Below are 21,299 nucleotides of genomic sequence, written 5' to 3'. Positions count from 1 at the left end.
AACGGTACTGCCGTACCGCCCCCAGTACCGTTTCGAGCGGTGCTGAGTGTCCCTGGAGTCGCCATGGATGTCGACCGCCTGCTTCCCACCCCCGAGGCAGCGGACCTCATCGCCCTCACCCGGGAGATCGCCGACAAGGAGCTCTCTCCCCGCGTGGACGAACACGAGGCCGCCGAGACGTACCCGGAGGGTCTGTTCACCACCCTCGGCGACGCGGGGCTGCTGGGCCTCGCGTACCCCGAGGAGTTCGGCGGCGGAGGCCAGCCGTACGAGGTGTACCTCCAGGTCCTGGAGGAGCTGGCGGCCCGCTGGGCGGCCGTCGCCGTCGCCACCAGCGTCCACACGCTCGCCTGCCACCCGCTGAACTCCTTCGGCACCGACGAGCAGAAGCAGCGCTGGCTGCCCGCCATGCTCGCCGGCGACCTGGTCGGCGGATACAGCCTCTCCGAGCCCCAGGCGGGCTCCGACGCCGCCGCCCTCTCGTGCAAGGCCGAGCGCACCGCCGACGGCACCGCGTACCGCGTCACCGGCACCAAGGCGTGGATCACCCACGGCGGCAAGGCCGGCTTCTACTCCCTCTTCGCCCGCACGGCCCCCGGCAGCCACGGCGTCTCCTGCTTCCTCGCCCCGGGCAGCGCCGAGGGCCTCTCCTTCGGCAAGCCCGAGCGGAAGATGGGCCTCCAGGCCGTCCCGACCACCTCCGCCCACTGGGACGGCGCCCTGCTCGACGCCGGCCGGCTCATCGGGGACGAGGGCCAGGGCCTCCAGATCGCCTTCAGCGCGCTCGACTGCGGCCGGCTCGGCATCGCCGCCTGCGCCACCGGTCTGGCCCAGGCGGCCCTCGACGCCGCCGTCGACTACGCCAACGAGCGCACCACGTTCGGCCGCCGGATCGTCGACCACCAGGGCCTGGGCTTCCTCCTCGCCGACATGGCCGCGGCCGTCGACTCCGCCCGCGCCACCTACCTCGACGCCGCCCGCCGCCGCGACCTCGGCCGCCCCTTCAGCCGCCAGGCCAGCGCGGCCAAGCTGATCGCGACCGACGCCGCCATGAAGGTGACCACGGACGCGGTGCAGGTCCTGGGCGGGTACGGGTACACCCGTGACTTCCCGGTCGAGCGCTACATGCGCGAGGCGAAGATCATGCAGATCTTCGAGGGGACCAACCAGATCCAGCGGCTGGTGATCAGCCGCGGCCTCGCCCGCTGACGCCCGACACCAGCCGAACTCCCAGCGGGACGCGCATAGATCGAGTCGACGAAGAAGGCCCCCCGCCATCGCGGCGGGGGGCCTTCTTCATGCCGTCTGGGTGACTACCGAGCGGCTTGGGAGATTCCTGGGAGATCGTTTAGAGGTCGGCACTTCCAGCGGGGGATAGGGGCCGAACTCCCGCCGTGCCACGACCGGCTTCAGCGACGCCTCCCACATCTCCTGGAGGTAGGCCGCGATCGCGAGCTCCATCTTCAGTGTCACATGCGAGTAGGTGCCCTCCACCCCCGGAAGGACGTGGCCCATCCTGGCCTCCACCGCGACCCGAGGATGGCTGCCCTCGTCGAGCCACACCTTCTGCGAGTGCCTCAGACCGTGGGGCGTCAGACCCTCGACGCCGAGAACGGGACGGATGCCGCACCTGGCCTTGGCGCCCCGCACCACTCCGCGAGGCGCCCGACCCTCGACCATCGGACGCCACGTCTCGGCGTACCAGTCGCCGCCGCGCAGCAGTCGCCCGCCCTTCGGGGCCGTGAACACCCACTCGCTGTCCGGCCGGCTATCGATGAGCTCGCGCAGGAGGTCGGCGAGGAAAGGCGGCAGGATGAGGCCGCGCCCCGAGGCGTACTTGTTGTCGATCTGGGTGAAGGCGCCCTGCACGTACTGGCTCTGCTGTACCGAGTACAGGCGGGCACCCTGGCCTGTGTCGTCCAGCTCCACCTGGTCCCGGTGCACGGCGGCGAGTTCGCCGATTCTGAGGCCCGTGTAGGCGGACGCGAGCACGATGGCGTACTCGTTCAGGCCGCGCATCTCCAGCCCGTTGCGGGCCATGAGCAGCACCTGCCGTGGCGTCGCGGTGACTCGCTCGTCCTTGGGCTTAGCCTTGTACCGGCCGCGGCGTCCCGCCTTGCGGGCGATGACGGGGTTGTCGCCCCGGATCTTCTCGGCAACGGCGTCGTCCATCATCGTGCGGAAGACCGACATGACTCCGTCGGCGTAGTTCTTGCTGATCCGCTGCCGCAGAGTCTTCTCCCACCTGGCGATGCCTGCGGGGGAGAGGTCGCCGATGGCGACGGGTCCCCATTCGGGCAGGATCTGGTTCTTCAGGCGGAGCCCGTAGTCCTTCTCGCTGAGAGGTCCCACGTCGATGGACTGGAGCCATTGATCGGCCCATGCCTGGACCGTCATGCGGCCGTCGCGAGGGTTGATGAACGCCTTGCGCCGCACGTCCGTCTCTAGGCCGACGGCGAACTGCTCGGCGGAGCGCGCGGTGTAGAAGGGGTGGCCCTGGTCGTCGCGGGAGACGGATCCCCACTTGCCGTTGGGCAGCTTGTAGCGGCCTCGATACCGCATCCGGCCGTCTCGGCCCTTGCCGCGCTTCTCTGAGAACGCCACGTTCACCTCACTGGACGGTTGGGCAACGGCTCGCCGGCGCATGGGGGTTGCCGGCATCGCCGTCATCCAGTGTGAGACTTCACCGCGGATTGTGGTCCGCGGCGCTGTTCCAGAAGTGAGAGGCAGCCTTGACCGCCCCTTCGACCAGTTGCGCCACTTCACTAGCGGTCAGGCCCTCATCGACATAGAGGACCTGCTGACCGTCTCGATCAGTCAGCCACGCTTGAGCGTTGTGCGGCATGCCTGACGCTCGAAGAACCCGGAGTGACATAGGTCCCCCTGTACCACCGAGGTTGGCCCGCTCGTTGGTAACCGACATGACATCACATGTACGCCTGCGCGGGGAGGGGTCGGTGATGCTGAGTAGACGAAATGTTGCAGTCAGTTAGCCGCTTCGTCGGGGTCGTCGTCCTCGCCAAGGTTTTGCAGGTGGCGCTGCGCTTTGGCCCAGGCGAGAAGGTCGGCCCGAATCTGCTCGGGGCTGGCGTCCGGCGCGCCCTTGACCACCACGATCATCCTGGCGCCTGAGCCGAGCGGGCTGAGGTCGAGAACGGTGGTGTCGAGGAGCGGACCGTCCTGCAGCTCTTGAACGATGCGCAACGGAAGGTCGGACGGCGGTGGGGCGGACTCTTCCTGTAGCTCGGGGTCTCCGCCGTCCAGGACCTGTTCTCCCGACCCCGGAGCCCAGCCCAGTGCCCTCTCGACGCGGTGCAGAGAGGCCGGCACTCGTTTGCGTTCGGCTCCAGACTCGAGGTTCTGCACGGTCGACTCGCTCACGCCGGCCAGTGCAGCCAGCGCTACCTGTGTGAGGTCTTTCGCGTCCCTCGCTGCCTCGACGGCGTCCGCCAGGCGCTTCCAGTCCCTGCCCATGGGCTCATGATGCACGACTTGCAGGCAACACACACCCACCGGGGCACCCAATTGACCTGTAACGATCGGTGCTTAAGGCGCACATATGTTGCCTCTTCAAGCTCCGGCGCGTGCACCGGGTGCCACCGAGATTGGGTGCGCCGGGCACCCAGTGCACCCAAAGTCACCCATCGGGGGCGGAGAAACACCCAACTAATCCGGCCCAACGGGTTGCGCAGCCGTAGCGGCACCCATACTTTAGGTGTCGTGACACCGAACGGAGCCGCAATCAGGTCCATCCGTGAGGCACGCGGACTGAGCCTGCGACGGCTCGCTCGCCTCATAGAGCGGAGCCCGGGATTCCTCTCACATATCGAGACAGAGGACGACGGGGCATCGCCGGAAACGCTTGGCCGGATTGCCACATCACTGGCAGTCCCCATCGAAGCCATCACAAGGGAGAAGCCCCGTGACCAGGAAGACCGCCCTGGCCCCTGTAACTGACCTCGGCAGCTCCGACGGAGACCTGCTCGAGCGCCTCATCCGCGCCGTCGAGGGCCTGAAGAGCGACGCGGACATCGAGATCCGCACCTACTCGCCGGCCGACGCCGCGACCTACCTCGGGAAGACGGAGAACTGGGTCACCGAGCAGATCCAGCTCGGCACCATCCCGCACACCCGCATCGGCCGGACCCCCCGCCTGACCGCTCAGCACATCCGCTGGGTCATCGAGCACGGCGAGGTCACGCCTCACCAGTACAGCCCGCGCGTCCTCGCCGCCTAGAGCGGTATGCGGGCCGCCGCCGGTCTCTGACCACCGACGGCCGCCCTCCGAGATCCACCCCTCGCAACGCATCCAACCTGCGAAGAGAGAAGAGGACCCCGTGTCCAACCACCCTACCTCCCGGGCCCGCCGCGCCCCTGCGCCCCGTCCTGCCGACTGGTACACCGCTGCCGCACGGGCCGAGCACGAGAAGCACTGCGACAACTGCCGCACCCTCACCGAGGAAAGCAACGCCCGCGCCGCCGCGAACGGCGCCTCGATCTGGCGCCGCGACCGCAAGACGCTCGGCCTGATCCTCGACATGCGCACCGAGGCGGTGGCGGCGTGATCACCCTTCAGCTCCCCGCCGTGCCCGTCCCGGACCGTGTGGCCGACCTGATCGGCCAGCAGATCCCGGAGCGCGTGCTGCAGGCCGAGGTCGAGGCCGTGAACCAGGCCTACAACATCAGCCTCTGCCGATCGCCGCGCTACGCCGAGGCCCGCGAGTACGCCCTCGGTGACCTGGCCCGCGCCAACAAGATCCTCGCGGCGTTCGACCCGCGGTTCATCGTCCGCGCCGGAGGTGCCGCATGAACGCCATCGAGAAGCTCGACGTGCCAGCCGCTGACCTCGAGCAGCAGATCGCCGAGATTCGCGCCAACGCCCGCCGCGCCTGCCCCGACCCGGACGGCATGCACCTCGAGGACTGGCACGCCTTCCTCGACATCGACCCCGACCTCGCCGGCCGCGACTACACCAAGCTCGCCACACCGAAGGCGGCAGCCTCATGACGCAATACGTCCACGACGGCATCGCATTCGACCTTGCCCGTGGGTTTGTGGACGTGATCGGCGTCGAGTGGCGCTGGTCGGGCCAGTGCACCGAGACCGGCGAGCCGCTGCTGATCGGCTCCGGCGACAAGACCCCGCTCCCGCTGTCGGTCGTCTACCGCGACCACGGCCCGCTGATCCCGCTGCCGGCCCGCCCGTCGAAGGCCATGTTCAAGGACGCCATCTCGGGCGACTTCGCCCGCACGGTCGAGGCCGGCTACGTCGAGTCCTACGAGGACTGGGCCCGCCGCACCGCAGGGGCCGCCCCGTGAGCCGCGTCTGGCTGCTGCTCGCCGCCACCACCGCCATCTCTGCCGCGCTCCTGAAGCTGGGGCGCCACCTCAATCAGAAACCCAGTAGCTGGATCGATCAGCGGATCGCCGCCGAGCGCGACCCCGGTCGCCGCGCGGCATGGCGCGCCATCCGAGACACCCGCGGAGGAACACCGTGACCAGTCAACAGCCCGAGCTGTCCGAGTACGACTTCCTCGAGCTCGCCGCCTTCGACGCCAAGGTCGACTGGGAAGGATTCGACTACGCATACGAGGAGTACCCGCCGCGCTTCGAGGCCGCCGAACTCCTCTCGATCGCCCAGGACTACAGCAAGCTCAGGTCGCTCCGAGCCGCCTACCTGGACAAGATCCGCGCCTTCTGGGACCAGGAAGACGCGCAAGGCAAGTACGACAGGCACCTCACAGCGGCGGACAACCGAATGGCACGCCGGAGGATGGCATGAGCCTGATATCGCTGCCGATCCTCCGTGGCCACGGCCTGCACCGCTCAGCCAGCCCGTCCGAGCTCCGTGACGAGAACCGGCGCCTGCTGAAGATCGTGGCGGGATCCGACGACGCGTTCGCCCGGCTGCGCCAGGACAGGCGCGCCGCTCTCGACGCCGCCGACCGGCTGCGGGTCCGCGCGGTCACTGCCGAGAACGAGGTCGCCAGCATGCGGGCCGAGCTCCTCGCGCTGCGGGCGTTCAAGGCCAACGTCAACGCGGTCACCATCCCGGCCGGCGAGCGGGACATTGACCCCGGCGACCAGCCCACCCAGCCCGTCCCGATACTCCGCCGCTTCGTAGCCGGACGCGTCGTCACCCTCCCGCACAAGCGGACCTAGACCACCCGCCGGCCGCTGGATGACACCGGCCAACGCTCGGCGGGACAAGACCACCCAGCCCGACGCCCCGTCGAGGCGAATTCGACGGGGCGCACCCCCAGCATCCCAGGAGACCCACCATGAGCAACCTTCCCGACGAAGTGATCTGGACCCTCACCAACACTGACGACTGGGGCGGTGGCCTCGAGCGCACCTACCGCGCGGAGAACGTCGAGCACGCCGGATGCGGCGGCGATGTCCTTCTCGTCCACCTCCACGACGAGATGGGCGCGATCAGCGGAGCCCACTCCCGCTGCGCCAAGTGCGGAGAAGACCTCACCGCCTGACCCAACCCCATAGACGGCGCGTCCGAGCCCCCAGCTCCGCGCCAGCCAGCGCCGCCCGACCCCCGCGACTGCGGGCGGCGCTGGCCTCTCACACCCTCAAGGAGCCCGAAGTGCAGAATCTGAGCCGCCAGGAGCTGCTCGACCTGATCGACGATATGCGCCGCCAGATCGCAGCCGGTCTCAGCCGCGACGGCGACCTCCGCTTCCGACACACCGGTTGCGTCTGCGTCGAAGACCACTACGACGTTGCCGCCAGTTACCGCGTTGGCCCCCAGGTCCGCCTCGTCGGCGTCGAGCAGCTGGACGGTGCCGCGTGATCACCTGCAAGTGCGGCGACACCGACGGCCCGTTCGTCATCACCCCCGACGGACCGCGCTGCGAGGACTGCGCTGGCACCGAGGACGCCCGGTGACCGCCGCCGGGGACGAGGTCGAGCCCGGCCTGTACGACATCCCCGCCGAGCTGTACCACCAGGACCCCATCCCCGGCGGCAGCCTCTCCTCCACCGGCATCCGACGCCTCACCGACTGCCCCGCCCGCTTCAAGCACTTCCTCGACAACCCCGAGCCCTACAAGCCGGCCTTCGAGTTCGGGACCGCCGCCCACACCGTGATCCTCGGCGACGGCCCGGAACTGATCGTCGTCGACGCGGAGCGCTGGGACACCAAGGAGCTCAAGGCCAAGGTCGCCGCGATCCGCGCAGCCGGCAACGTGCCCCTCAAGCGCGAAGCCAAGCAGCGCATCGACGACATGGCCGAAGTCCTCTCCCGGCACCCCGAGGCAGCCGAGATCTTCACACCCGGCAGCGGCATCGCCGAACAGTCCGCGTTCTGGCCCGACGAACACGGCACCTGGCACCGGGCCCGCTTCGACTGGCTCGCCGACGACATCAGCGACTACAAGACCACCCGCTCCGTCCACCCCGACGCCATAGCCAAGACCGTCTGGGAGCACGGCTACTTCCAGCAAGACGCCCACTACCGACGCATCGCCATCGAGCTCGGGCTCATCCCGCCGCACGGCGCCTTCAAGTTCGTGATGCAGGAGAAGGAACCGCCGTACCTGGTCCAGGTCGTCGAGCTCGACTTCCCGGCCCGCGCCATCGGACACGAGCGCAACCTGCGCGCCGCCCACACCTACCGCCTGTGCCAGGCCACCGGCGAGTGGCCCGCCTACAGCCCCACCACCCTGCACATCTCGCTCCCGCCGTGGGCCGAGAAGAAGGCCATCGAGGAGATCTCGTGAACCAGTTGCCCCCGCCCGTCCGCCGGGCACAGACCCGCCAGGACCAGCCCGCCGCCGGAACCGCCGCCGGATTCCGGCCCGCCACGAAGGACGGCCGCAAGGCCCGCGTCTCCCTCCAGGGCGTTTCCGGAAGCGGCAAGACCTGGACCGGGCTTTCCATCGCCTGGGGGCTCGCCGAAGGGAACCGGTTCGGCGTCATCGACACCGAGAACGGCGCCTCATCCCTCTACGTCGGCGAGCGCGGCATCCAGTTCGACACCCTCCAGATGGACCGCTACGACCCCCGCCTCCTCATCGAAGCGCTGGAATCCGCAGCCAAGGCCGGCTACCCGGTCATCGCCGTCGACTCCCTCAGCCACTTCTGGAAGGGCACCGACGGCACCCTCGACCAGGTCGAGAAGGCTGCCAGTCGGTTCGGCGGAAACTCCTTCGCCGGCTGGAAGGAGGGCACGCCCCTCCAGAACGACATGGTCGAGGCGATCCTCACCTATCCCGGGCACGTCGTCGCCACGATGCGGTCCCAGACCGAGTGGGTCCTGCAGGAGAACGCTCGTGGCCGACGCGAGCCGGTGATGGTCGGCATGCGAGCCGAGCAGCGCAAGGGCATCGAGTACGAGTTCGACATCGCCGTCGAGATGAACATCGAAAACCGGCTCCGGGTTCTCAAGTCCCGCTGCCCCGCCCTGCACCAGCAGGTTCTCGAGCGGCCCGACGGCGTCCGCGACCTCGCCAAGCCGATCCTCGACTGGCTCCGCAGCAACCCCGCCCAGTAGCCCCTTCAGGCCGGCCGCGGGCAAGGCGGCCGGCCCACCACCCAGCAGACCACGCAGAGAGGAGAACCGCCATGGCCGCCATCCAGCCCGCCCTCGACGGCACCGTCCCGGAATCGAGGACCCGCCAGCGCGCCGAGGACTACGAGACGTGGCTCGCTGCCGTCTGGCCCAAGTACCTCGACGCCGCAGCCACCGGCCGTACCTTCACCTGCTTCGAGATAGCCGACGCCCACAAGCTGCCGGAGCCGCCTGACTCCGCCCACCACTGGGGGCGGCTGATGACCCTCCTCAAGGACGAGGGCTTCATCCGGACCGCGGGCTGGGCCTGCAGCGACCGGCCGACCGTCCACCACTCCGGCGTCCGCACCTGGAAGGGCACCGCCGCAGCCAGGAGGGCCGCCGCGTGATGGGCGCCATCTCCGCCGCCTGCGCGGTCGTCCTCGCCGCCGCCTGGCTCGCGATCTGGATCCGCGACAACCACCCGCCCTACCGCACCCCCGAGCAGGTCGCCGCCGACGTCGCCCGCTACCGAGCCGACCGCCTCACCCAGCAGACCATCGCCGACCGCGAAGCCTGCGAAGCCATCTGGAACCTCACCGAAATCCCGCAGCCCCGGAAGGAGACCGGACAGTGACCACCGACACCCAGCGGACCGCCAACAGGGTCGCCCGCCAGCGGAAGGCGAGCCGACAGCGCCAGGGCATCGACGGCCACATCGCCGGAAGCATCGTCGCCGACCACATTCGGAAGTGCCTCGACGCCGGCTGGACCCGACTGGGACTCGCCGAAGCAAGCACCGTCTCCGAACGCGCCATCCGCTACATCCTCGGCGGGCAGCCCCAGGTCCAACGCGACAACGGGCTCCGACTCCTCAACGTCAAGCCGGAGCACAGCCCAAAGGTTCCCCCGCTCGGCAGCATCCGCCGCATCAAGGCGCTCGCCCGGGCCGGCTACACCATCGACTGGACCGCCACCCAGGTCGCCTGCTCCAACCGGCACATCTACGAGATCCTCAACGGCACCGTCGACGCTGTCGACCGCACGCTCGCCGAACGCTTCGCCGCCCTGTACCGGAGACACGAAGCCACCCCGGGCCCGTCACGTCCCGCCCGCATCGCCGCGGCCTCGAAGAACTGGCCCGGACCCGACGGCTGGGACTCGGACAGCATCGACGACCCGGAAGCCCACCCGGACTGGACCGGTTTCTGCGGCACCGACCGCGGCTGGTGGACCCACCGCCTCGAGCGGATCGCCGCGTGCGAGAGATGTCAGAACGCACACGACGAATGGCTTCAGGCGCACCAGGGCCTGAGCCACGGCGACCGCTTCAAGGCTCTCGGCCGGGCCAAGGCCGAAGCCTCCAACCGCGGCGCCGCCATCGTCGAGGACGCCCGCGAACTCATGCGGCTCGGCGCCTCCTATGAGGTCGCCGCCCAGCGCCTCGGCATCACCCGCCAGTACCTCCAGCAGGAACTCGGCCGCCACCCCGAGCAGCAGACCGCCGCCTAGACCACCCACCCCTGCCAGCAGGAAGAAGACGACGTGAGCACCGAGGCCGTGAAGTGGGCAATGGACGACGCGCCCATGCTGCGCACCGCGTCCGGGAAGCCCGACGCCACGGCGCGGCATGTCCTGCAGGCGCTCGCCGAGCACGCCCGGAAGGACGGAACCAACACCCACCCGTCCGTCACCCGACTCCAGTACCGAACCGGCTTCGACCGTCGGACCGTCCAGCGGGCGCTGCGCCGCCTGCAGGACGCCGGCCTCATCTCGCCTGACGGCACGGTTCAGGACCGGACCCGTTGGAAGCTGCACATGCACCTGCTGCGACCGGCTTCCGACTGGGACGAGCTGGAGCGCGCAGAAGAGGACTCGCGGGAGGCCGCCACAGCGCGCAAGAGGCGGTCCAGGGCCAAGAGCGTCACGCACTCAAACGACGTGACAGTCACGGACTCAGAAGCCGTGACCAAGACAGATGTCACGCACTCAAACTCCGTCGGTCACGCACTCGAAGTGCGTGACGTCACGCACTTTAAATCCGTCGGTCACGCACTCAGAGCCGCCGTAACCACCAATCAACCATCAGTAGAACCACCAACAACCGTCGTCGCTCAGGTGGGGAAGCACAGTGACCCACCCCAGGGGCGGGCGTTCCACGCCCCCATCGACGACGACGGATTCGCGGTCACCGACGCCATGCGCCGCTGGGCCCTCCAGACCTTCGGCCCCAGCCTCGACCTCGACTACGAGACCGCCCAGTTCCTCGACCACCACCGCGCCAACGGCAGCCGACGCCCCAACTGGGCCGCCGAATGGCAGAAGTGGATCCGCCGCTCCGCCAAATGGACTGCCGAACGCGGCCAGCGCCCCAGCAACGTCATCCAGCTCCCCACCGGCCAGACCCTCACCGGCACCGACGCCCGAGTAGCCGGCTGGCTCAACCTTCCGACCGAGGAGAACCCGTGACACCCGACGACGCGAAGCAGCTCCTCGGAGCCTGCGCCGCCTTCGACAACCGGCAGCCCAGCCTCATCGCCGCCCGCGCCTGGGCCACATCGCTCAAAGACCTCCCCCTCGACCAGGACTGCTTCGACGCCGTCGCCCGCTACTACGGCACCCCGCCCAAGGAGGCCGGCCAGCGACTGTGGATCCAACCCCACGACGTCCGCAGCCACCGAGACATCCTCCGCAAGGAGCGCCTCGAGAACTTCGTCTACGAAGGCAACCCCGACGAGACCCCCGCCCAGTACCTGGCGAACCTTCGGCGCAGCATGAAGGCTGTCGCGTCCGGCCAGGTTCCGGCGCCCACAGAAATCCCGGCCCTCGAGGGCAGCTTCCACCCGAACGTTCTCCAGCGACTGAAGAACGAGTTCGACTTCGACGGCGTCGGCCGACAGGTACCTGGCGAGGACGATGCGGTCGCCGAGGTAAGGCGATCCGGGCCCCTCGGCATCGAATGCCCAGTCCCTGCCTGCGCCGCCCCGATCGGACGGCCGTGCAAGTCGGCCCTTCGTAGCCGCGCCAGCAAGGTCATTCACCCCGCTCGCCGGCGTGCAGCGCAGGGCCAGCCTGTGGCCAGCGAGACGGTGGAGCAGATCGAGAACCGGCGGGCCGCGTCCATCGCCAAGCTCGAACAGATCATCGCCAACCAGGAAGCCGCCCGCGAGGAGGCCCTCGGTGAGTGACGACTTCGACGTCGACGACATCGCCGCCATCCGCAGGGAGGAAGGCGCCGCCGGGATCAAGGCCCTGATGCGGGCCCAGCTCGCCATCGGCAAAGCCCGCCGCGAGCAGCCCGCCCCCAAGCCCGCCAGAAGGCCCACGGGGCGCCCGCCAGGTGCCTGGCCCACCGGCAGCCGCCCGCCAGACCCACTCAAGTCTCAGCCGCCCGGCGCATGGGACCACGCCCTCGACCGCTACCGAGCAGGCGAAGGCAGCGACCGAGACCCGTGCGGATGCGGCGGATGCGACACCCCCGACAACGCCCAGGAGGACCAGTGACCATCCGCCCGAACGCCCCGATGCCCGCCGAGCTCCGCCACTTCATGCGCGCCGGCCAGCACCCCTCCCGCTCCGTCGCCTGCCCCCACTGCGGCGCCGGCATCCACAAGCCGTGCACCGTCCCCGCTACCGGTCGCGTCCAGACCCAGCCCCACCCGAGACCCGTCGCACCCTCACCGTCCTGGAGCACGACCGCGCCTGGCACGCCATCGAGCACGCCACCGGCGAACCCGACGCCGACCCCGGCACCGTCCTCAACGCCGTCCTCCACGCCCTCCGCATCACCCCGCCGACAGCCGACGACGAGACGGCCTACGCGCTCCGCAAGCGCCTCACCGCCTGACCGCCGGTCATCCGGTTCCACCGCCCCACACGCAGGGAGACCCACCGCCATGACCCGACCCGACACCCCGCCCCGCAAGAACGACGGAGGCACCACCACCCGCCGCGTCAAGCGCGCCTGCAACGGCTGCGGCTACACCCTCGGCGACGCCACCGACATGGAGATCGCTGCCGCCATGGAGGGCCGCGCATTGCCCGACGTCCGCGACGAGTGCCCGACCTGCACGCCCGTCTCGTAGCCGCCCGCCGGCCCGCCCCACCCGACACCAAGGAGCAACACCGCCATGACCGACCTGCACCTGATCATCAGCCGCCCGGGCCCCGGCGACTGGCTCGGCCGCCTCGACGTCGTCGAAGCCCTGGAGTCCGCGGGCTGGACCGGCGACACCGACATGCCACTCAGCATCCTGCGCCACCCGTCCGGCGCCGTCTGGGCCGTGCACAACGAGTCCGACGACTCCGGCCTCGACTGCCCGAGCGGCGCCGTCATCGAGTTCCCCGGCGACACCCCAGCCGTTGTCATCGTCGCGGCCTGCCTGGCCGCTGCCTCGGCCTGACCCACGCAGCGGCCCGCCCCTCCCGCGGGATTCGGGAGGGGCGGGCACCCCACCAGTCCACCACACAGGAGCAGCCCACCATGACCGACCAGACCACCAGCCTCCGCGAGCAGTACGCCCGCGCCATCCGCGACGCGGTCCGCGTCCGCCTCGGCCCCAACAGCCTCCGCCTCGCTGATGAGGGCCGTCCCGTGATGCTGAACTACAGCGAGGCCGAAGCCGCCGCCGACGCGGTGCTCGCGCTCCAGGCCGCTGCCGCGGTTCGGGACGCGGCCCGCCAGGCCAGCACACAACAGCCGGACGCCGAGGAGACGCAGCAGTGCCCTGCCGCCGAGTTCGAGGACTACGGCCAGCAGTGCCAGAAAGTCGTTGGCCACGAGCTGCACAGCTTCGAGCAGACTGCCGCCGATTGCACCTGCGGGTCGGCGGGTCCCGCCTTCGTCCCTGCTGGGCACTACCGCGACTGCCCGCAGTACGCCGCCGTCGGGCAGCAGGACGCCACCCAGCCCACGACCGACGCCGTCGAGCGCGTCCAGGCATGGATCGCCAGCGACCCCGTCACCGCGCGCAGCGAGTTCGGCAACGGCTACCGCGAAGCCCTCCGCGACATCACCGACGTCATCAACGGCCGCCGAACCTCCCAGCCCGAGCCGTCGTGACCGTCCTCGCCGTCGTCCTGTACGTGACCCTCACCGCCACCCTCGCCGGACTCCCCCTCGGCACCTGGACCAGGAGCACCCGATGACCGACCAGCCCCGCCTCGGCCCCATCGACCACGCCCGCACAGCCCAACAGGCACGCCGGACCGGGCCGGAGACCGTCACGATCACCACCGAAGCCCTCGCCCGGCTCCACTCACGCGTCGACAAGGCGGAGTCCAGGCTGGCCGCGCAAGAGCACGAGCTCGGCAACCTCCGCATCGACAAGGCCGGCCACGACGCCGTCAGCCAGGCATGGGCACGCAAGCTCCGGGAGGCCGAGGCCGCCATCGAACGCGTCACCAGCCCCACGGCCATCCGCGCCGCCGCATTCGCCATCAGCGACTACGCCTTCACCCACCTCGGCCGCGACCTCGGCACCATCCACATCGAACCCATGGCCGAAGCGGGCATCCGCGCCGCCCTCGACCCCCAGGAGCCGCAGTCCGGGACCGACGACTAGCCGTGCACGACCAGCCGCCCCTGTGGCCCGACGGGTGGGAGGCCGAAGCCGACGCCAAAGCCGGCCTCGGCCTCCCACCCCGGCCCCGCGGTCGATGGGCCAAGACGGTGCCCTGCGACCACGGCCGCTCCCCAGCCCGCGCCCAGATACCCAGCCGCCCCGTCGTCAACGTGATCAGGAGCCTGTGATGCCGCGCACCGCCGACCACCTCAGCCCCGGGCAGCTCGAAGCCCTCCGACTCGTCGCGAACGGACTCACCAGCCTCGAAGCCGGCCGCGTCCTCGGCGTCTCCGAACAGGCCGTCCATCTGCGACTGAAGAGCGCGGCCCGAACGCTCGGCGCCCGCAACCGGGTTCACGCCGTGGTGGTCGCCGCCCGCCTCGGCCTCATCGACCTCAACGACTCCCGCATCTCGGTCCGACCGAAGGGACAGGCAGCATGAACCCCAACTCGACCCCGCCGGACGGCCTGTACGGGCCTGTGGCGGCCTCTGGCGCCGAATCCAAGGATCGGGACGCCGGGACGGCGAACGGCCCGCAGGCGGGCGCACAGGGCCCCGAGCCCCGCGCGCTGATCCTCGACACCATCAGCACCGCCATCAACGCTGCCGGCTACTGGCTCGCCATCGAAGGCCGCACCGCGATCGCCGACGCACTCGTCCAGCGACTCCAGCTCGGCGAACAGCCCACCACCTGACTCAACCCCGCACCGCCGCAAGGAGAGCCGCCGTGATCGACTTCCCGACCTGCCCCCGCTGCGCCTACGAGCTCCGCGACGACGAGCTCGGGCGCGTACTTTGCTGCCGCTGCGAGGACCGGGCCGCCCAGCAGCTGGGCGCCATCCAGGGCCCGCGCGGCCTGTACGCCCAGCTCGCCCACCACCTGCAGCGCGGCTCCGGCAGCGGCGGGCCGGCCGTCTCCGGCAGCAAGACAGCGCCGGCCCCGCTGCGCGTCGACATCCTCAGCCTTCAGTGCGCCGGCGGCCCCGTCCTCGGCCCACTGGAGACGTGGGTACGCGACTGGGAGACCCACGGCCACGCCGACATGTGCGAGGCCGGCAACCTGCAGCGGCGCGTCGACCACGCCTGCAGGACGCTCAGGTTCAATCTGGCCTGGGCCGCTGCGAATCACCCCGCGGCCGACGAGTTCGCGGCCGAGATCGGCACCATCCACCGCACGCTGACCGGCATCACCAGCGGAGAGAAGCCCGCGCGGAGGCTGCGGTTCGCCTGCGCATGCGGGGCAGTGGTCCCGTTCACGCTCAACACCCACGGCGAGACGTGCCGGGCGTGCGGCACCGGATACGAGCGCAGTGACATCCTCGGTCGCGGCCTCGCCGGACGGGGAGCCGCGGCATAGCGCGACATGACCCGTGGGGGGCCTCGGACACGCCTCGGACCGGTGTAACGTCATCCAATCGGACGCGTCACGCTAAGTGACTGGACGGTAACCGGAATGAGGAACGCCCCCGACAGCGGACGGCCATCGGGGGCGAAAACCAAAGGAGTTCGCCCTCCAGTGGCACATCCCAACCGTAGCGCCGCGCGCTACCAAGCAAAGCCGCGGCAGGGGCGATGAGTACCGCCCCACTCACTCCCGCACAGCTCGGTCAACTGCCGAAGCTCAACGTGTACGTCGACGAGACTGGCGACAGGGGCCTCGCCAACGGGGCTTCGCCGTTCTTCGCCATGACCGCCCTCATGGTTCCCCACGAAGATGACTGGACCGTCCGCTACGCCGCCTGCGGCCTCAGGGGTTTGATCCACACCAGCCTCCCGAACACCACAAAGCCCCTGCATTGGGTGGATCACTTCAAGGCCAAGAGACCGGAACGGCGCTACCGGGCCGCCCGGGCCTTGGCCGACATGCCTTCCGCGAAGGTCGTCCATGTGATCGCACCCAAGGAAGACATCCGACGCGACTACTACCGAGGGCTGCAGAACACCGACCGCTTCTACAACTTCACCTGCAAGTACCTTCTCGAACGAGTCGCCCATGCTGCGCGCAACTGGCCCGGTGGGCCCAGACTTGCCATCGTCCGACTCGGTGCAGTCAAAGGCATGGATCACAGCCAGACGGCCTACTACCTGAACAGGGCGCGACGCGGCGACTTCGACAGGTTCGGCCTCGCCGTCCCCTGGCAGTACATCAAGTGGCCCCCCGCTTGGACCGGAACCGACTGGGACGGCATCCAACTCGCAGACATCCACGCCGGCTTGCTGAACGTGGCACTCACGGGCGCCAAGGATGACGCCACCTGCGCAGAGAACCTGCTGCTGTGCAAGCACCAGCTGCACCGTTCTCCGGCGGGCATCCTCCGAGGCGTCGGCGTCAAGGTCATCGCGCGAGACGACAGCTTCGTCACGGACCGGTGCTGGTGGAAGAAGTGGAGCATCGCCTGACTGCCACACAGGAGAAGCCCTCTGGAGGGCTCCGGGGGCCACTGCCACCACTTGGGTGGAGGATCCAGTTGCCTGGTTCCGACCTGATCCCGGCAGCCCACCAGAGGGCTCCTGTGACGTCATGACGTCAGCGCGTCTGACATGCCAATCATAGCCGCCGACTCTCTCTGGCACACCCCAGAGAACACAGAAAATACGTAAGTTCCGCACCTTCGGGCGCACGCGTATCACCTTGTTGACGTGAGTAAAAGTGCAGGCCAGAGGGTCGCCCGGGGAGTGCACGGCGCTCCTTCGGCGAGCCATTCGGATGAAACCCAGCCCCGACGCCGCGCCCCCGACCTTCGGCCCACCGCGGCCCGCTAGACAGACAACCGTGAAAGAGAAGACTCACCAGGTCAGCCCGCCCCACCCTCGGGTCGAAGTTCGGCTCCCCGGCAACGGCGGCCTCCTCAAGGGGCGCGTCACGGCAGTAGTGGACAAGCCAGGCGGCCCTTGGGTTCAGGTGGTCGTCCCGGCGTGGAGCCACTGGCGAACCCAGATCGAGGTGGGGCGACCGGCCCAGGAAGGGCTCGCGCCAGGTGAGCACACTTTTTGGGCGCCAGGCTTCGCAGTCACTGCCGAATCCGAGGACATCGAACGGATCACGCGCGAGTACCGAGCAGCCCATCTCCCATAGCTAACCCTTCAGCAGGCGAGGAGGCCCGCAGTAGGGTCGCTACGATCCTGAGGAAGGCGGAAAGCGTGGACCGAAACGACGAAGACCTGTCTGGCCTCATCCGCCGCATCCAAGATCAGCGGCCCCAGCTCACCCAGAGTGAGATCGCGCGACGGATCGGCATCTCTCCTGCCGCAGTCAACAGCTGGGTCAGGCGCAAGCGAGGCACCGGACGAGGACCCAACCGGGAGACACTCACCAAGCTCGCCGGGGTACTCGGCGTACCCGAATCCGAAGTCTTCACCGCTGCCGGCCGCAAGACCCCGGGACGAGTCGCCCCGGACAGGGAACAGCGCATCGTCGACGCCTTCCGGGAACTCACCGTCGAGCAGCAGGAATTCGTCGAGATCCAGATCCGGGCCCTCGTCGACTACAACCAGAAGACCGGCCCCGCCTAGCCCTCCGGCAGGCGCCGCGCCAGGTCCGCAGCCAGCTGGCCGGCGGCCTCGCCCCGCGGCGACAGGTCCAGCGACTCCAGCAACAGCAGGTACCCCACCGCTTCCCGCGCCTCAGCGGCCGTCAGCAACGGCAGGCGCGGGTCGTCGGGGTAGCCGGCAGTAGGCAGCTCAGACTCCATGCACAGACAACCGCGCGCATGCCGAGCAGGACACGACGAGGCCCGCCACCCGATGGGGTGGCGGGCCTTGTCGCGTTCGGTGTTAGGCGGACATGCGCATCTGGCCGCCGCCCTCGAAGTCGTCGATCAGGTCGGCGATCTCCCGGTAGACCTGCTCCAGGATCGGGCGGTCGTCCTCCGTGTAGACAGCGACCTGGTCGATCCGTGACCCGGCCGGGCCAGGGATTTTCCCGGGGCGCCGGCCGTGGACCTTGAAGTATCGGTTCGACACTCGCGACCCGAACCCGGACTGGAACTTCGCCACCGTCTTCGGCTTGTGGCCCTTCTCGGCGAGGAACGTGGACGCGTACAGCGGGGTCTCCGACGACTCCAGCTCGGGCCGTTCACCCATGACGCGCGCCATGATGATCTTCCCGGTCGCCGTGGCGTAGGAATCCGGCAGCATCGGGTAGAGGATCGAAAGGATCTCCGCCTGCTCCTTGTACGGCACGGGGCCAGCAGCCGCCGTGATCTCGCGGGGCTTCGGGGCTTGTCCGTAGCTGCCGGTCTTACGGATGGCGGGGAGCACCTCGTGGGTGACCCACCTCTTGAACGCCTTCGCTGCCGGCTTCCGGCTTCGCAGGATCAGGGAGTACAGCCCAGACTCGTTGATGATGAACGACTGTTGCTGGCGACCCAGGGAGTCGGTGACCGGAACAGTATTCCGCTCATCCTCGTCGAGCAGGCCCACGGACTTGCGAGGATCGGTAATGCCGAGAACCGAGCAGATGTCCGCGGCGACCCACCAGGGCTCGCCGTCGCGGATCACAGTCCGGACCTCGACCCCCTCGAAGCTGAAGCGCCCTACGGCCCCGTCGTCGTCAGGGCTGGCGAGGGATGCGACCATGGTCATGGTCTCTCCTGTCTGTAACGCAGTGGATTGATCGCTAGGCCCACCCCGAACCGCCAAGTACCGGGTGGGCCTGCTGCGCTAAAACTAAGCTTTAGATGGTCATCCTGCAAGTAGTTCTCTACTTTCGGAAGCTTTAACTTGGCCTAGGTCACTCTTCTGTGCACCATGGAGGCATGCAGGAGAACTGGCAGAGCGTGGCCGATGCGCTCAGGGCGTCGCGTTTGGCGGCGGGGATGTCGCAGGAGGAGCTGGCAGAGCGTGCCAGCACCTCTCGTTCCACGATCCAGAACCTTGAGAGTGGACAACCGCGCAAGAGGATCAGCCGCAGGATGCAGGAGATCGCGGCCATTCTGGGATGGCCAGACGGTCACATTGAGCAGTTGCTCGCGGGCTCAGTGTCCGGCCCTCCTGCGAAGAACCCTCCGCTGGCGAACCCTGAGACGTCCACGACTCGAACGGACCTGCCGTTCGCGGTCGCCCACGAGCTCGATGCCGGGGACCTGGTCGACACGAAGGTCATCGAGTTGGAGGACTCTGGCGCCCGCATCATCATCGTCGTGCGCGCCGCCGAGGGGGCGACGCCTGAGCAGATGAGTCAGGCGCTCGAAGAGTGGAAGCGCATGCAGATGCAGATCATCGCCGACGAGAAGGCGATCGGTCGCGCGTAGTGCGACGAAGGCCCCGCCAAAAGCTCGGCGGGGCCTTCGTCATGTGCGGCGAGTGTGCGCTCATCCGCTTGCCCATCTACTCGACCGGGCCTTCGGCCACCCAACTCCTGCCGGGCGCGTGCCAGTCCACGGCGTACTCGGTCGGCTCGGCATCCTGGTCTACGTAGCGATTGGTGACCTTGAGAACCCGTTCGCCCGCCTCAACGCCGAGCTTCGGCGCGATGTCCTCCGGAACGGATCCGATGGAGTGCGTCTCGCGTTGCTGGGTGGCCCTGCGGCCGGTCTGATCCTCGATGTACCCCATGGTCATCTTCGGCAGCTTGCTCGGTTCGGTGAACGCGGGGAGTCGCCCTGCGAGTTCGGCTGTGACCCAAGTGGTGGACACGACGGAGATGCCGGTCCCGTCGACGTACCGCCGCCGCCGGAACACGACAGTGTCGCCTTCCTGAACGCCGAGGGCGTCGGCCACCTCTTGGGTGGCGGGTTCCGTGTGGGCTTCGACGAATTCGACCGTCTCCCCGTCAAGGAGACCCGATCCGCCTCGACGGACCATGCCGATGCGACTGGCGCCCTGCGTCAGGACTTCCGGGGCTCGAACCAGGGTTCGCCGTCCTGGCGAGGTGTCGGCCCATCCTTCGTCCCGCAGGGTTCCGAGCACGCGGGCGGCGGTGGCGCTACTGATCCCCTTGGCCTCGACGATCTCCCGCGCAGAGGGAATCGGGTCGCCAGGCTGCAGCTCCCCGCTCTTAATGCGTTCGATGATCTCGTTGGCGACCTGCCGGTACGCCGGCAGCCGCTGGGGTGTACTCACTATCCGAACTCTCCCGTCTTAAGTTTCTTAGAGAACCTGCTTGACTCCACCAAGAGTCTTAAGACATCGTAGTCGCAAGCCCACCGGAACGACAGGTTGGGATAGGTCAGACACGTCAAAGGCCCCGACGGGGGTTCTCAGTGCTACGAACACTGAGCCCGTCGAGGCCACGCATCTGGAATCTGGAGAAACCGATGCAGGAGAACTCTACCCCGGAGACGGCTGGATCCGTCTCCAGAATCGCCCCGCTCAGGGCAAAGCAGGTCGCCGCCGCGCTGCGTGTTGACGTGTCGACGGTCTACCTCGCCATCCGCCAGGGCGACCTCCCCGCCTATCGCGTTGGCGCCGGCCGCGGCACGATCCGTATCAGCCGCGCCGCCTTCGAGCAGTACGTCGCCGACCGCGGCATCCCGGCCAGCGACCTGGCGGTGGCCTCGTGAGCGCCATCATCCCCGCCCAGCGTTTCGTGCCGGCCGTCGTCGCTGGCGCGGACTGCCCGACCTGGTGCACGAACGACCACGCGACGGACCTTACGAGCCCTGAGGATCTGTGGCACGGAAGTGACTACGCGGATCTCACGGCGCCCGTCATGGGTCGCGGCGAGGACATCGTCCTGTTTGCCCGACTGGGCATGGACCCTGCGTCCAAGAATCCGCTTCGCCGTCAGCCGTTCGTTGTGGTTGCGGACAGCTCGGACGCGGCGGACATGACGCCCGACGCAGCCGACGCGTTCGCCGACAACCTGGTCGCGTTCGCCGCCCAGATCCGCGAGCTGGCCCGGACCGCCCGCGAGGTGTCCCGTGGCTGACACGAAGACCGCCACCGTCGCCCCGCAGCGTCGCAGGATCGCCGTCGGCCGGAAGATCGGCCGCAGCCCCATCGTGATCGAGATGTCGCAGGCCGACCGTGACGCCCACGCCGCCGCCACGCACGTTCGCAAGGCCCGGTGATCGCCGTGGCTGAGCAGGACCTCACCGCCGCTGACCGCGAGGCCCAGGCCGCACTGGTTCGAGCGCAGGAAGCCCAGCAGGCCGCGGAGCAGGCGAAGTACCAGGCCGACTGCTTGATCGCCGCCCGCCGCTAGCACCCCACATGCCGCCGGGGTCGGCGGTCCATCCCCCGCCCGCCGGCCCCGGCGGCATGTGGGGTGCTAGCGGCGGGCGGCGATC

At 69.1% G+C, this 21,299-nt stretch carries 40 protein-coding genes; 35 read left to right on the top strand and 5 right to left on the bottom strand.

The window, feature by feature from the left end:
• Positions 1 to 63: 63 nt before the first annotated feature.
• Positions 64 to 1,209 carry an acyl-CoA dehydrogenase family protein gene (locus tag EAO71_RS27215; RefSeq protein WP_147980466.1) on the top strand — a complete coding sequence of 382 codons (1,146 nt, stop codon included), beginning with the start codon at positions 64 to 66 and terminating at the stop codon, positions 1,207 to 1,209.
• Positions 1,210 to 1,296: 87 nt separating this feature from the next.
• Here the strand turns inward: EAO71_RS27215 and EAO71_RS27210 are convergent, their stop codons facing one another.
• Positions 1,297 to 2,604: a tyrosine-type recombinase/integrase gene (locus EAO71_RS27210; RefSeq protein WP_187282851.1), complete on the bottom strand. Its 1,308-nt coding sequence runs from the start codon at positions 2,602 to 2,604 to the stop codon at positions 1,297 to 1,299.
• A gap of 381 nt (positions 2,605 to 2,985) precedes the next feature.
• Complete coding sequence (locus EAO71_RS27205) at positions 2,986 to 3,474, bottom strand: helix-turn-helix domain-containing protein (RefSeq protein WP_147980464.1); 489 nt, start codon at positions 3,472 to 3,474, stop codon at positions 2,986 to 2,988.
• Between the two features lie 6 nt (positions 3,475 to 3,480).
• Here EAO71_RS27205 and EAO71_RS40145 point away from each other — a divergent pair, with 6 nt between their 5' ends.
• From EAO71_RS40145 to EAO71_RS27065, 29 genes are all read left to right on the top strand, one after another.
• Positions 3,481 to 3,957: a helix-turn-helix domain-containing protein gene (locus EAO71_RS40145; RefSeq protein WP_147980463.1), complete on the top strand. Its 477-nt coding sequence runs from the start codon at positions 3,481 to 3,483 to the stop codon at positions 3,955 to 3,957.
• Positions 3,923 to 4,237, top strand: a complete 315-nt coding sequence (locus tag EAO71_RS27195; RefSeq protein ID WP_147980462.1) for a MerR family transcriptional regulator — start codon at positions 3,923 to 3,925, stop codon at positions 4,235 to 4,237. The genes EAO71_RS40145 and EAO71_RS27195 overlap by 35 nt, the downstream gene beginning before the upstream one ends.
• Positions 4,238 to 4,337: 100 nt before the next feature.
• Positions 4,338 to 4,565, top strand: a complete 228-nt coding sequence (locus EAO71_RS27190; protein WP_147980461.1) for a hypothetical protein — start codon at positions 4,338 to 4,340, stop codon at positions 4,563 to 4,565.
• Positions 4,562 to 4,810: a hypothetical protein gene (locus EAO71_RS27185; protein ID WP_147980460.1), complete on the top strand. Its 249-nt coding sequence runs from the start codon at positions 4,562 to 4,564 to the stop codon at positions 4,808 to 4,810. The genes EAO71_RS27190 and EAO71_RS27185 overlap by 4 nt, the downstream gene beginning before the upstream one ends.
• Positions 4,807 to 5,007, top strand: a complete 201-nt coding sequence (locus tag EAO71_RS27180; protein WP_147980459.1) for a hypothetical protein — start codon at positions 4,807 to 4,809, stop codon at positions 5,005 to 5,007. Before EAO71_RS27185 ends, EAO71_RS27180 begins: the two co-directional genes overlap by 4 nt.
• Positions 5,004 to 5,318, top strand: coding sequence for a phiSA1p31-related protein (locus tag EAO71_RS27175; protein WP_147980458.1), 315 nt, complete (start codon positions 5,004 to 5,006; stop codon positions 5,316 to 5,318). The genes EAO71_RS27180 and EAO71_RS27175 overlap by 4 nt, the downstream gene beginning before the upstream one ends.
• Positions 5,315 to 5,497, top strand: a complete 183-nt coding sequence (locus EAO71_RS27170) for a hypothetical protein (protein WP_147980457.1) — start codon at positions 5,315 to 5,317, stop codon at positions 5,495 to 5,497. Before EAO71_RS27175 ends, EAO71_RS27170 begins: the two co-directional genes overlap by 4 nt.
• On the top strand, positions 5,494 to 5,781 hold the full coding sequence (locus tag EAO71_RS27165) for a hypothetical protein (protein WP_147980456.1): 288 nt from the start codon (positions 5,494 to 5,496) through the stop codon (positions 5,779 to 5,781). Before EAO71_RS27170 ends, EAO71_RS27165 begins: the two co-directional genes overlap by 4 nt.
• The gene (locus EAO71_RS27160) at positions 5,778 to 6,161 is read left to right on the top strand and encodes a hypothetical protein (RefSeq protein WP_147980455.1); all 384 of its coding nucleotides are present in this window, start codon (positions 5,778 to 5,780) and stop codon (positions 6,159 to 6,161) included. The genes EAO71_RS27165 and EAO71_RS27160 overlap by 4 nt, the downstream gene beginning before the upstream one ends.
• Positions 6,162 to 6,280: 119 nt before the next feature.
• A complete protein-coding gene (locus tag EAO71_RS27155; RefSeq protein WP_147980454.1) occupies positions 6,281 to 6,487 on the top strand; it encodes a hypothetical protein in 207 nt (68 codons plus the stop codon).
• A 110-nt stretch (positions 6,488 to 6,597) separates the two neighbouring features.
• A complete protein-coding gene (locus tag EAO71_RS27150; protein WP_147980453.1) occupies positions 6,598 to 6,804 on the top strand; it encodes a hypothetical protein in 207 nt (68 codons plus the stop codon).
• 91 nt (positions 6,805 to 6,895) lie between these two features.
• Complete coding sequence (locus EAO71_RS27145) at positions 6,896 to 7,732, top strand: PD-(D/E)XK nuclease-like domain-containing protein (protein ID WP_147980452.1); 837 nt, start codon at positions 6,896 to 6,898, stop codon at positions 7,730 to 7,732.
• Entirely contained in the window at positions 7,729 to 8,505 is a 777-nt protein-coding gene (locus EAO71_RS27140) for an ATP-binding protein (protein ID WP_147980451.1), read from the top strand. The genes EAO71_RS27145 and EAO71_RS27140 overlap by 4 nt, the downstream gene beginning before the upstream one ends.
• A 71-nt stretch (positions 8,506 to 8,576) precedes the next feature.
• Positions 8,577 to 8,912: a hypothetical protein gene (locus EAO71_RS27135; protein WP_147980450.1), complete on the top strand. Its 336-nt coding sequence runs from the start codon at positions 8,577 to 8,579 to the stop codon at positions 8,910 to 8,912.
• On the top strand, positions 8,912 to 9,139 hold the full coding sequence (locus EAO71_RS27130) for a hypothetical protein (RefSeq protein WP_147980449.1): 228 nt from the start codon (positions 8,912 to 8,914) through the stop codon (positions 9,137 to 9,139). Before EAO71_RS27135 ends, EAO71_RS27130 begins: the two co-directional genes overlap by 1 nt.
• Complete coding sequence (locus EAO71_RS27125) at positions 9,136 to 10,014, top strand: hypothetical protein (RefSeq protein ID WP_147980448.1); 879 nt, start codon at positions 9,136 to 9,138, stop codon at positions 10,012 to 10,014. The genes EAO71_RS27130 and EAO71_RS27125 overlap by 4 nt, the downstream gene beginning before the upstream one ends.
• 33 nt (positions 10,015 to 10,047) lie before the next feature.
• Positions 10,048 to 10,971: a helix-turn-helix domain-containing protein gene (locus EAO71_RS27120; protein ID WP_147980447.1), complete on the top strand. Its 924-nt coding sequence runs from the start codon at positions 10,048 to 10,050 to the stop codon at positions 10,969 to 10,971.
• Positions 10,968 to 11,690, top strand: a complete 723-nt coding sequence (locus tag EAO71_RS27115) for a zinc finger domain-containing protein (RefSeq protein WP_147980446.1) — start codon at positions 10,968 to 10,970, stop codon at positions 11,688 to 11,690. The genes EAO71_RS27120 and EAO71_RS27115 overlap by 4 nt, the downstream gene beginning before the upstream one ends.
• Positions 11,683 to 12,006: a hypothetical protein gene (locus tag EAO71_RS27110; protein WP_147980445.1), complete on the top strand. Its 324-nt coding sequence runs from the start codon at positions 11,683 to 11,685 to the stop codon at positions 12,004 to 12,006. Before EAO71_RS27115 ends, EAO71_RS27110 begins: the two co-directional genes overlap by 8 nt.
• Before the next feature lie 112 nt (positions 12,007 to 12,118).
• Complete coding sequence (locus EAO71_RS37930; RefSeq protein ID WP_187282849.1) at positions 12,119 to 12,349, top strand: hypothetical protein; 231 nt, start codon at positions 12,119 to 12,121, stop codon at positions 12,347 to 12,349.
• 49 nt (positions 12,350 to 12,398) lie between these two features.
• On the top strand, positions 12,399 to 12,587 hold the full coding sequence (locus EAO71_RS37925; RefSeq protein WP_187282848.1) for a hypothetical protein: 189 nt from the start codon (positions 12,399 to 12,401) through the stop codon (positions 12,585 to 12,587).
• A gap of 45 nt (positions 12,588 to 12,632) precedes the next feature.
• Positions 12,633 to 12,905, top strand: coding sequence for a hypothetical protein (locus tag EAO71_RS27100; RefSeq protein ID WP_147980443.1), 273 nt, complete (start codon positions 12,633 to 12,635; stop codon positions 12,903 to 12,905).
• A gap of 80 nt (positions 12,906 to 12,985) precedes the next feature.
• Positions 12,986 to 13,564 (top strand): hypothetical protein, encoded by a 579-nt coding sequence (locus EAO71_RS27095; RefSeq protein ID WP_147980442.1) that lies wholly within the window; start codon positions 12,986 to 12,988, stop codon positions 13,562 to 13,564.
• Between the two features lie 82 nt (positions 13,565 to 13,646).
• Positions 13,647 to 14,066: a hypothetical protein gene (locus EAO71_RS27090; protein WP_147980441.1), complete on the top strand. Its 420-nt coding sequence runs from the start codon at positions 13,647 to 13,649 to the stop codon at positions 14,064 to 14,066.
• Between the two features lie 187 nt (positions 14,067 to 14,253).
• Entirely contained in the window at positions 14,254 to 14,508 is a 255-nt protein-coding gene (locus tag EAO71_RS27085; protein WP_187282847.1) for a helix-turn-helix domain-containing protein, read from the top strand.
• A complete protein-coding gene (locus EAO71_RS27080; RefSeq protein ID WP_147980439.1) occupies positions 14,505 to 14,762 on the top strand; it encodes a hypothetical protein in 258 nt (85 codons plus the stop codon). Before EAO71_RS27085 ends, EAO71_RS27080 begins: the two co-directional genes overlap by 4 nt.
• A gap of 32 nt (positions 14,763 to 14,794) precedes the next feature.
• Positions 14,795 to 15,424 (top strand): hypothetical protein, encoded by a 630-nt coding sequence (locus EAO71_RS27075; protein ID WP_147980438.1) that lies wholly within the window; start codon positions 14,795 to 14,797, stop codon positions 15,422 to 15,424.
• Between the two features lie 269 nt (positions 15,425 to 15,693).
• Positions 15,694 to 16,467, top strand: coding sequence for a DUF3800 domain-containing protein (locus EAO71_RS27070; protein ID WP_187282846.1), 774 nt, complete (start codon positions 15,694 to 15,696; stop codon positions 16,465 to 16,467).
• 741 nt (positions 16,468 to 17,208) lie between these two features.
• On the top strand, positions 17,209 to 17,580 hold the full coding sequence (locus tag EAO71_RS27065; protein WP_222723592.1) for a helix-turn-helix domain-containing protein: 372 nt from the start codon (positions 17,209 to 17,211) through the stop codon (positions 17,578 to 17,580).
• Here the strand turns inward: EAO71_RS27065 and EAO71_RS27060 are convergent.
• Positions 17,577 to 17,759, bottom strand: a complete 183-nt coding sequence (locus EAO71_RS27060; RefSeq protein ID WP_147980436.1) for a hypothetical protein — start codon at positions 17,757 to 17,759, stop codon at positions 17,577 to 17,579. The genes EAO71_RS27065 and EAO71_RS27060 overlap by 4 nt on opposite strands.
• 82 nt (positions 17,760 to 17,841) lie before the next feature.
• Positions 17,842 to 18,651 (bottom strand): BRO-N domain-containing protein, encoded by an 810-nt coding sequence (locus EAO71_RS27055; protein WP_222723591.1) that lies wholly within the window; start codon positions 18,649 to 18,651, stop codon positions 17,842 to 17,844.
• 173 nt (positions 18,652 to 18,824) lie between these two features.
• Here EAO71_RS27055 and EAO71_RS27050 point away from each other — a divergent pair, with 173 nt between their 5' ends.
• The gene (locus EAO71_RS27050) at positions 18,825 to 19,319 is read left to right on the top strand and encodes a helix-turn-helix domain-containing protein (RefSeq protein WP_147980435.1); all 495 of its coding nucleotides are present in this window, start codon (positions 18,825 to 18,827) and stop codon (positions 19,317 to 19,319) included.
• A gap of 76 nt (positions 19,320 to 19,395) precedes the next feature.
• Here EAO71_RS27050 and EAO71_RS27045 read toward each other — a convergent pair whose 3' ends face one another.
• Positions 19,396 to 20,130, bottom strand: coding sequence for a GntR family transcriptional regulator (locus tag EAO71_RS27045; protein ID WP_261992379.1), 735 nt, complete (start codon positions 20,128 to 20,130; stop codon positions 19,396 to 19,398).
• Between the two features lie 194 nt (positions 20,131 to 20,324).
• On the opposite strand from EAO71_RS27045, the gene EAO71_RS27040 reads away from it, so the two are divergent.
• Genes EAO71_RS27040 through EAO71_RS39230 form a run of 4 tightly spaced genes read left to right on the top strand, consistent with a single transcriptional unit; the run spans position 20,325 to position 21,214 of the window.
• Complete coding sequence (locus EAO71_RS27040) at positions 20,325 to 20,570, top strand: helix-turn-helix domain-containing protein (RefSeq protein WP_147980433.1); 246 nt, start codon at positions 20,325 to 20,327, stop codon at positions 20,568 to 20,570.
• A complete protein-coding gene (locus EAO71_RS27035) occupies positions 20,567 to 20,938 on the top strand; it encodes a DUF6907 domain-containing protein (protein WP_147980432.1) in 372 nt (123 codons plus the stop codon). The genes EAO71_RS27040 and EAO71_RS27035 overlap by 4 nt, the downstream gene beginning before the upstream one ends.
• Positions 20,931 to 21,080 (top strand): hypothetical protein, encoded by a 150-nt coding sequence (locus EAO71_RS37920; RefSeq protein WP_187282845.1) that lies wholly within the window; start codon positions 20,931 to 20,933, stop codon positions 21,078 to 21,080. The genes EAO71_RS27035 and EAO71_RS37920 overlap by 8 nt, the downstream gene beginning before the upstream one ends.
• A gap of 5 nt (positions 21,081 to 21,085) precedes the next feature.
• Entirely contained in the window at positions 21,086 to 21,214 is a 129-nt protein-coding gene (locus tag EAO71_RS39230) for a hypothetical protein (RefSeq protein WP_261992378.1), read from the top strand.
• Positions 21,215 to 21,299: the final 85 nt, after the last annotated feature.

It is taken from the genome of Streptomyces sp. MS191, assembly GCF_008042125.1.
Taxonomy (GTDB): domain Bacteria; phylum Actinomycetota; class Actinomycetes; order Streptomycetales; family Streptomycetaceae; genus Streptomyces.
The sequence above is the reverse complement of the archived record's forward strand: the minus strand, read 5'-3'. Positions and strand labels throughout refer to the sequence as shown.

Excerpts from the sequence above, each read along its gene's own strand:
- EAO71_RS27215 (WP_147980466.1), top strand. The coding sequence starts at position 64 with ATGGATGTCGACCGCCTGCTTCCCACCCCCGAGGCAGCGGACCTCATC.
- EAO71_RS27205 (WP_147980464.1), bottom strand. The coding sequence starts at position 3,474 with ATGGGCAGGGACTGGAAGCGCCTGGCGGACGCCGTCGAGGCAGCGAGG.
- EAO71_RS40145 (WP_147980463.1), top strand. The coding sequence starts at position 3,481 with ATGATGCACGACTTGCAGGCAACACACACCCACCGGGGCACCCAATTG.
- EAO71_RS27180 (WP_147980459.1), top strand. The coding sequence starts at position 4,807 with ATGAACGCCATCGAGAAGCTCGACGTGCCAGCCGCTGACCTCGAGCAG.
- EAO71_RS27175 (WP_147980458.1), top strand. The coding sequence starts at position 5,004 with ATGACGCAATACGTCCACGACGGCATCGCATTCGACCTTGCCCGTGGG.
- EAO71_RS27160 (WP_147980455.1), top strand. The coding sequence starts at position 5,778 with ATGAGCCTGATATCGCTGCCGATCCTCCGTGGCCACGGCCTGCACCGC.
- EAO71_RS27155 (WP_147980454.1), top strand. The coding sequence starts at position 6,281 with ATGAGCAACCTTCCCGACGAAGTGATCTGGACCCTCACCAACACTGAC.
- EAO71_RS27135 (WP_147980450.1), top strand. The coding sequence starts at position 8,577 with ATGGCCGCCATCCAGCCCGCCCTCGACGGCACCGTCCCGGAATCGAGG.
- EAO71_RS27130 (WP_147980449.1), top strand. The coding sequence starts at position 8,912 with ATGGGCGCCATCTCCGCCGCCTGCGCGGTCGTCCTCGCCGCCGCCTGG.
- EAO71_RS37925 (WP_187282848.1), top strand. The coding sequence starts at position 12,399 with ATGACCCGACCCGACACCCCGCCCCGCAAGAACGACGGAGGCACCACC.
- EAO71_RS27100 (WP_147980443.1), top strand. The coding sequence starts at position 12,633 with ATGACCGACCTGCACCTGATCATCAGCCGCCCGGGCCCCGGCGACTGG.
- EAO71_RS27095 (WP_147980442.1), top strand. The coding sequence starts at position 12,986 with ATGACCGACCAGACCACCAGCCTCCGCGAGCAGTACGCCCGCGCCATC.
- EAO71_RS27090 (WP_147980441.1), top strand. The coding sequence starts at position 13,647 with ATGACCGACCAGCCCCGCCTCGGCCCCATCGACCACGCCCGCACAGCC.
- EAO71_RS27085 (WP_187282847.1), top strand. The coding sequence starts at position 14,254 with ATGCCGCGCACCGCCGACCACCTCAGCCCCGGGCAGCTCGAAGCCCTC.
- EAO71_RS27080 (WP_147980439.1), top strand. The coding sequence starts at position 14,505 with ATGAACCCCAACTCGACCCCGCCGGACGGCCTGTACGGGCCTGTGGCG.
- EAO71_RS27060 (WP_147980436.1), bottom strand. The coding sequence starts at position 17,759 with ATGGAGTCTGAGCTGCCTACTGCCGGCTACCCCGACGACCCGCGCCTG.
- EAO71_RS27055 (WP_222723591.1), bottom strand. The coding sequence starts at position 18,651 with ATGACCATGGTCGCATCCCTCGCCAGCCCTGACGACGACGGGGCCGTA.
- EAO71_RS27050 (WP_147980435.1), top strand. The coding sequence starts at position 18,825 with ATGCAGGAGAACTGGCAGAGCGTGGCCGATGCGCTCAGGGCGTCGCGT.
- EAO71_RS27040 (WP_147980433.1), top strand. The coding sequence starts at position 20,325 with ATGCAGGAGAACTCTACCCCGGAGACGGCTGGATCCGTCTCCAGAATC.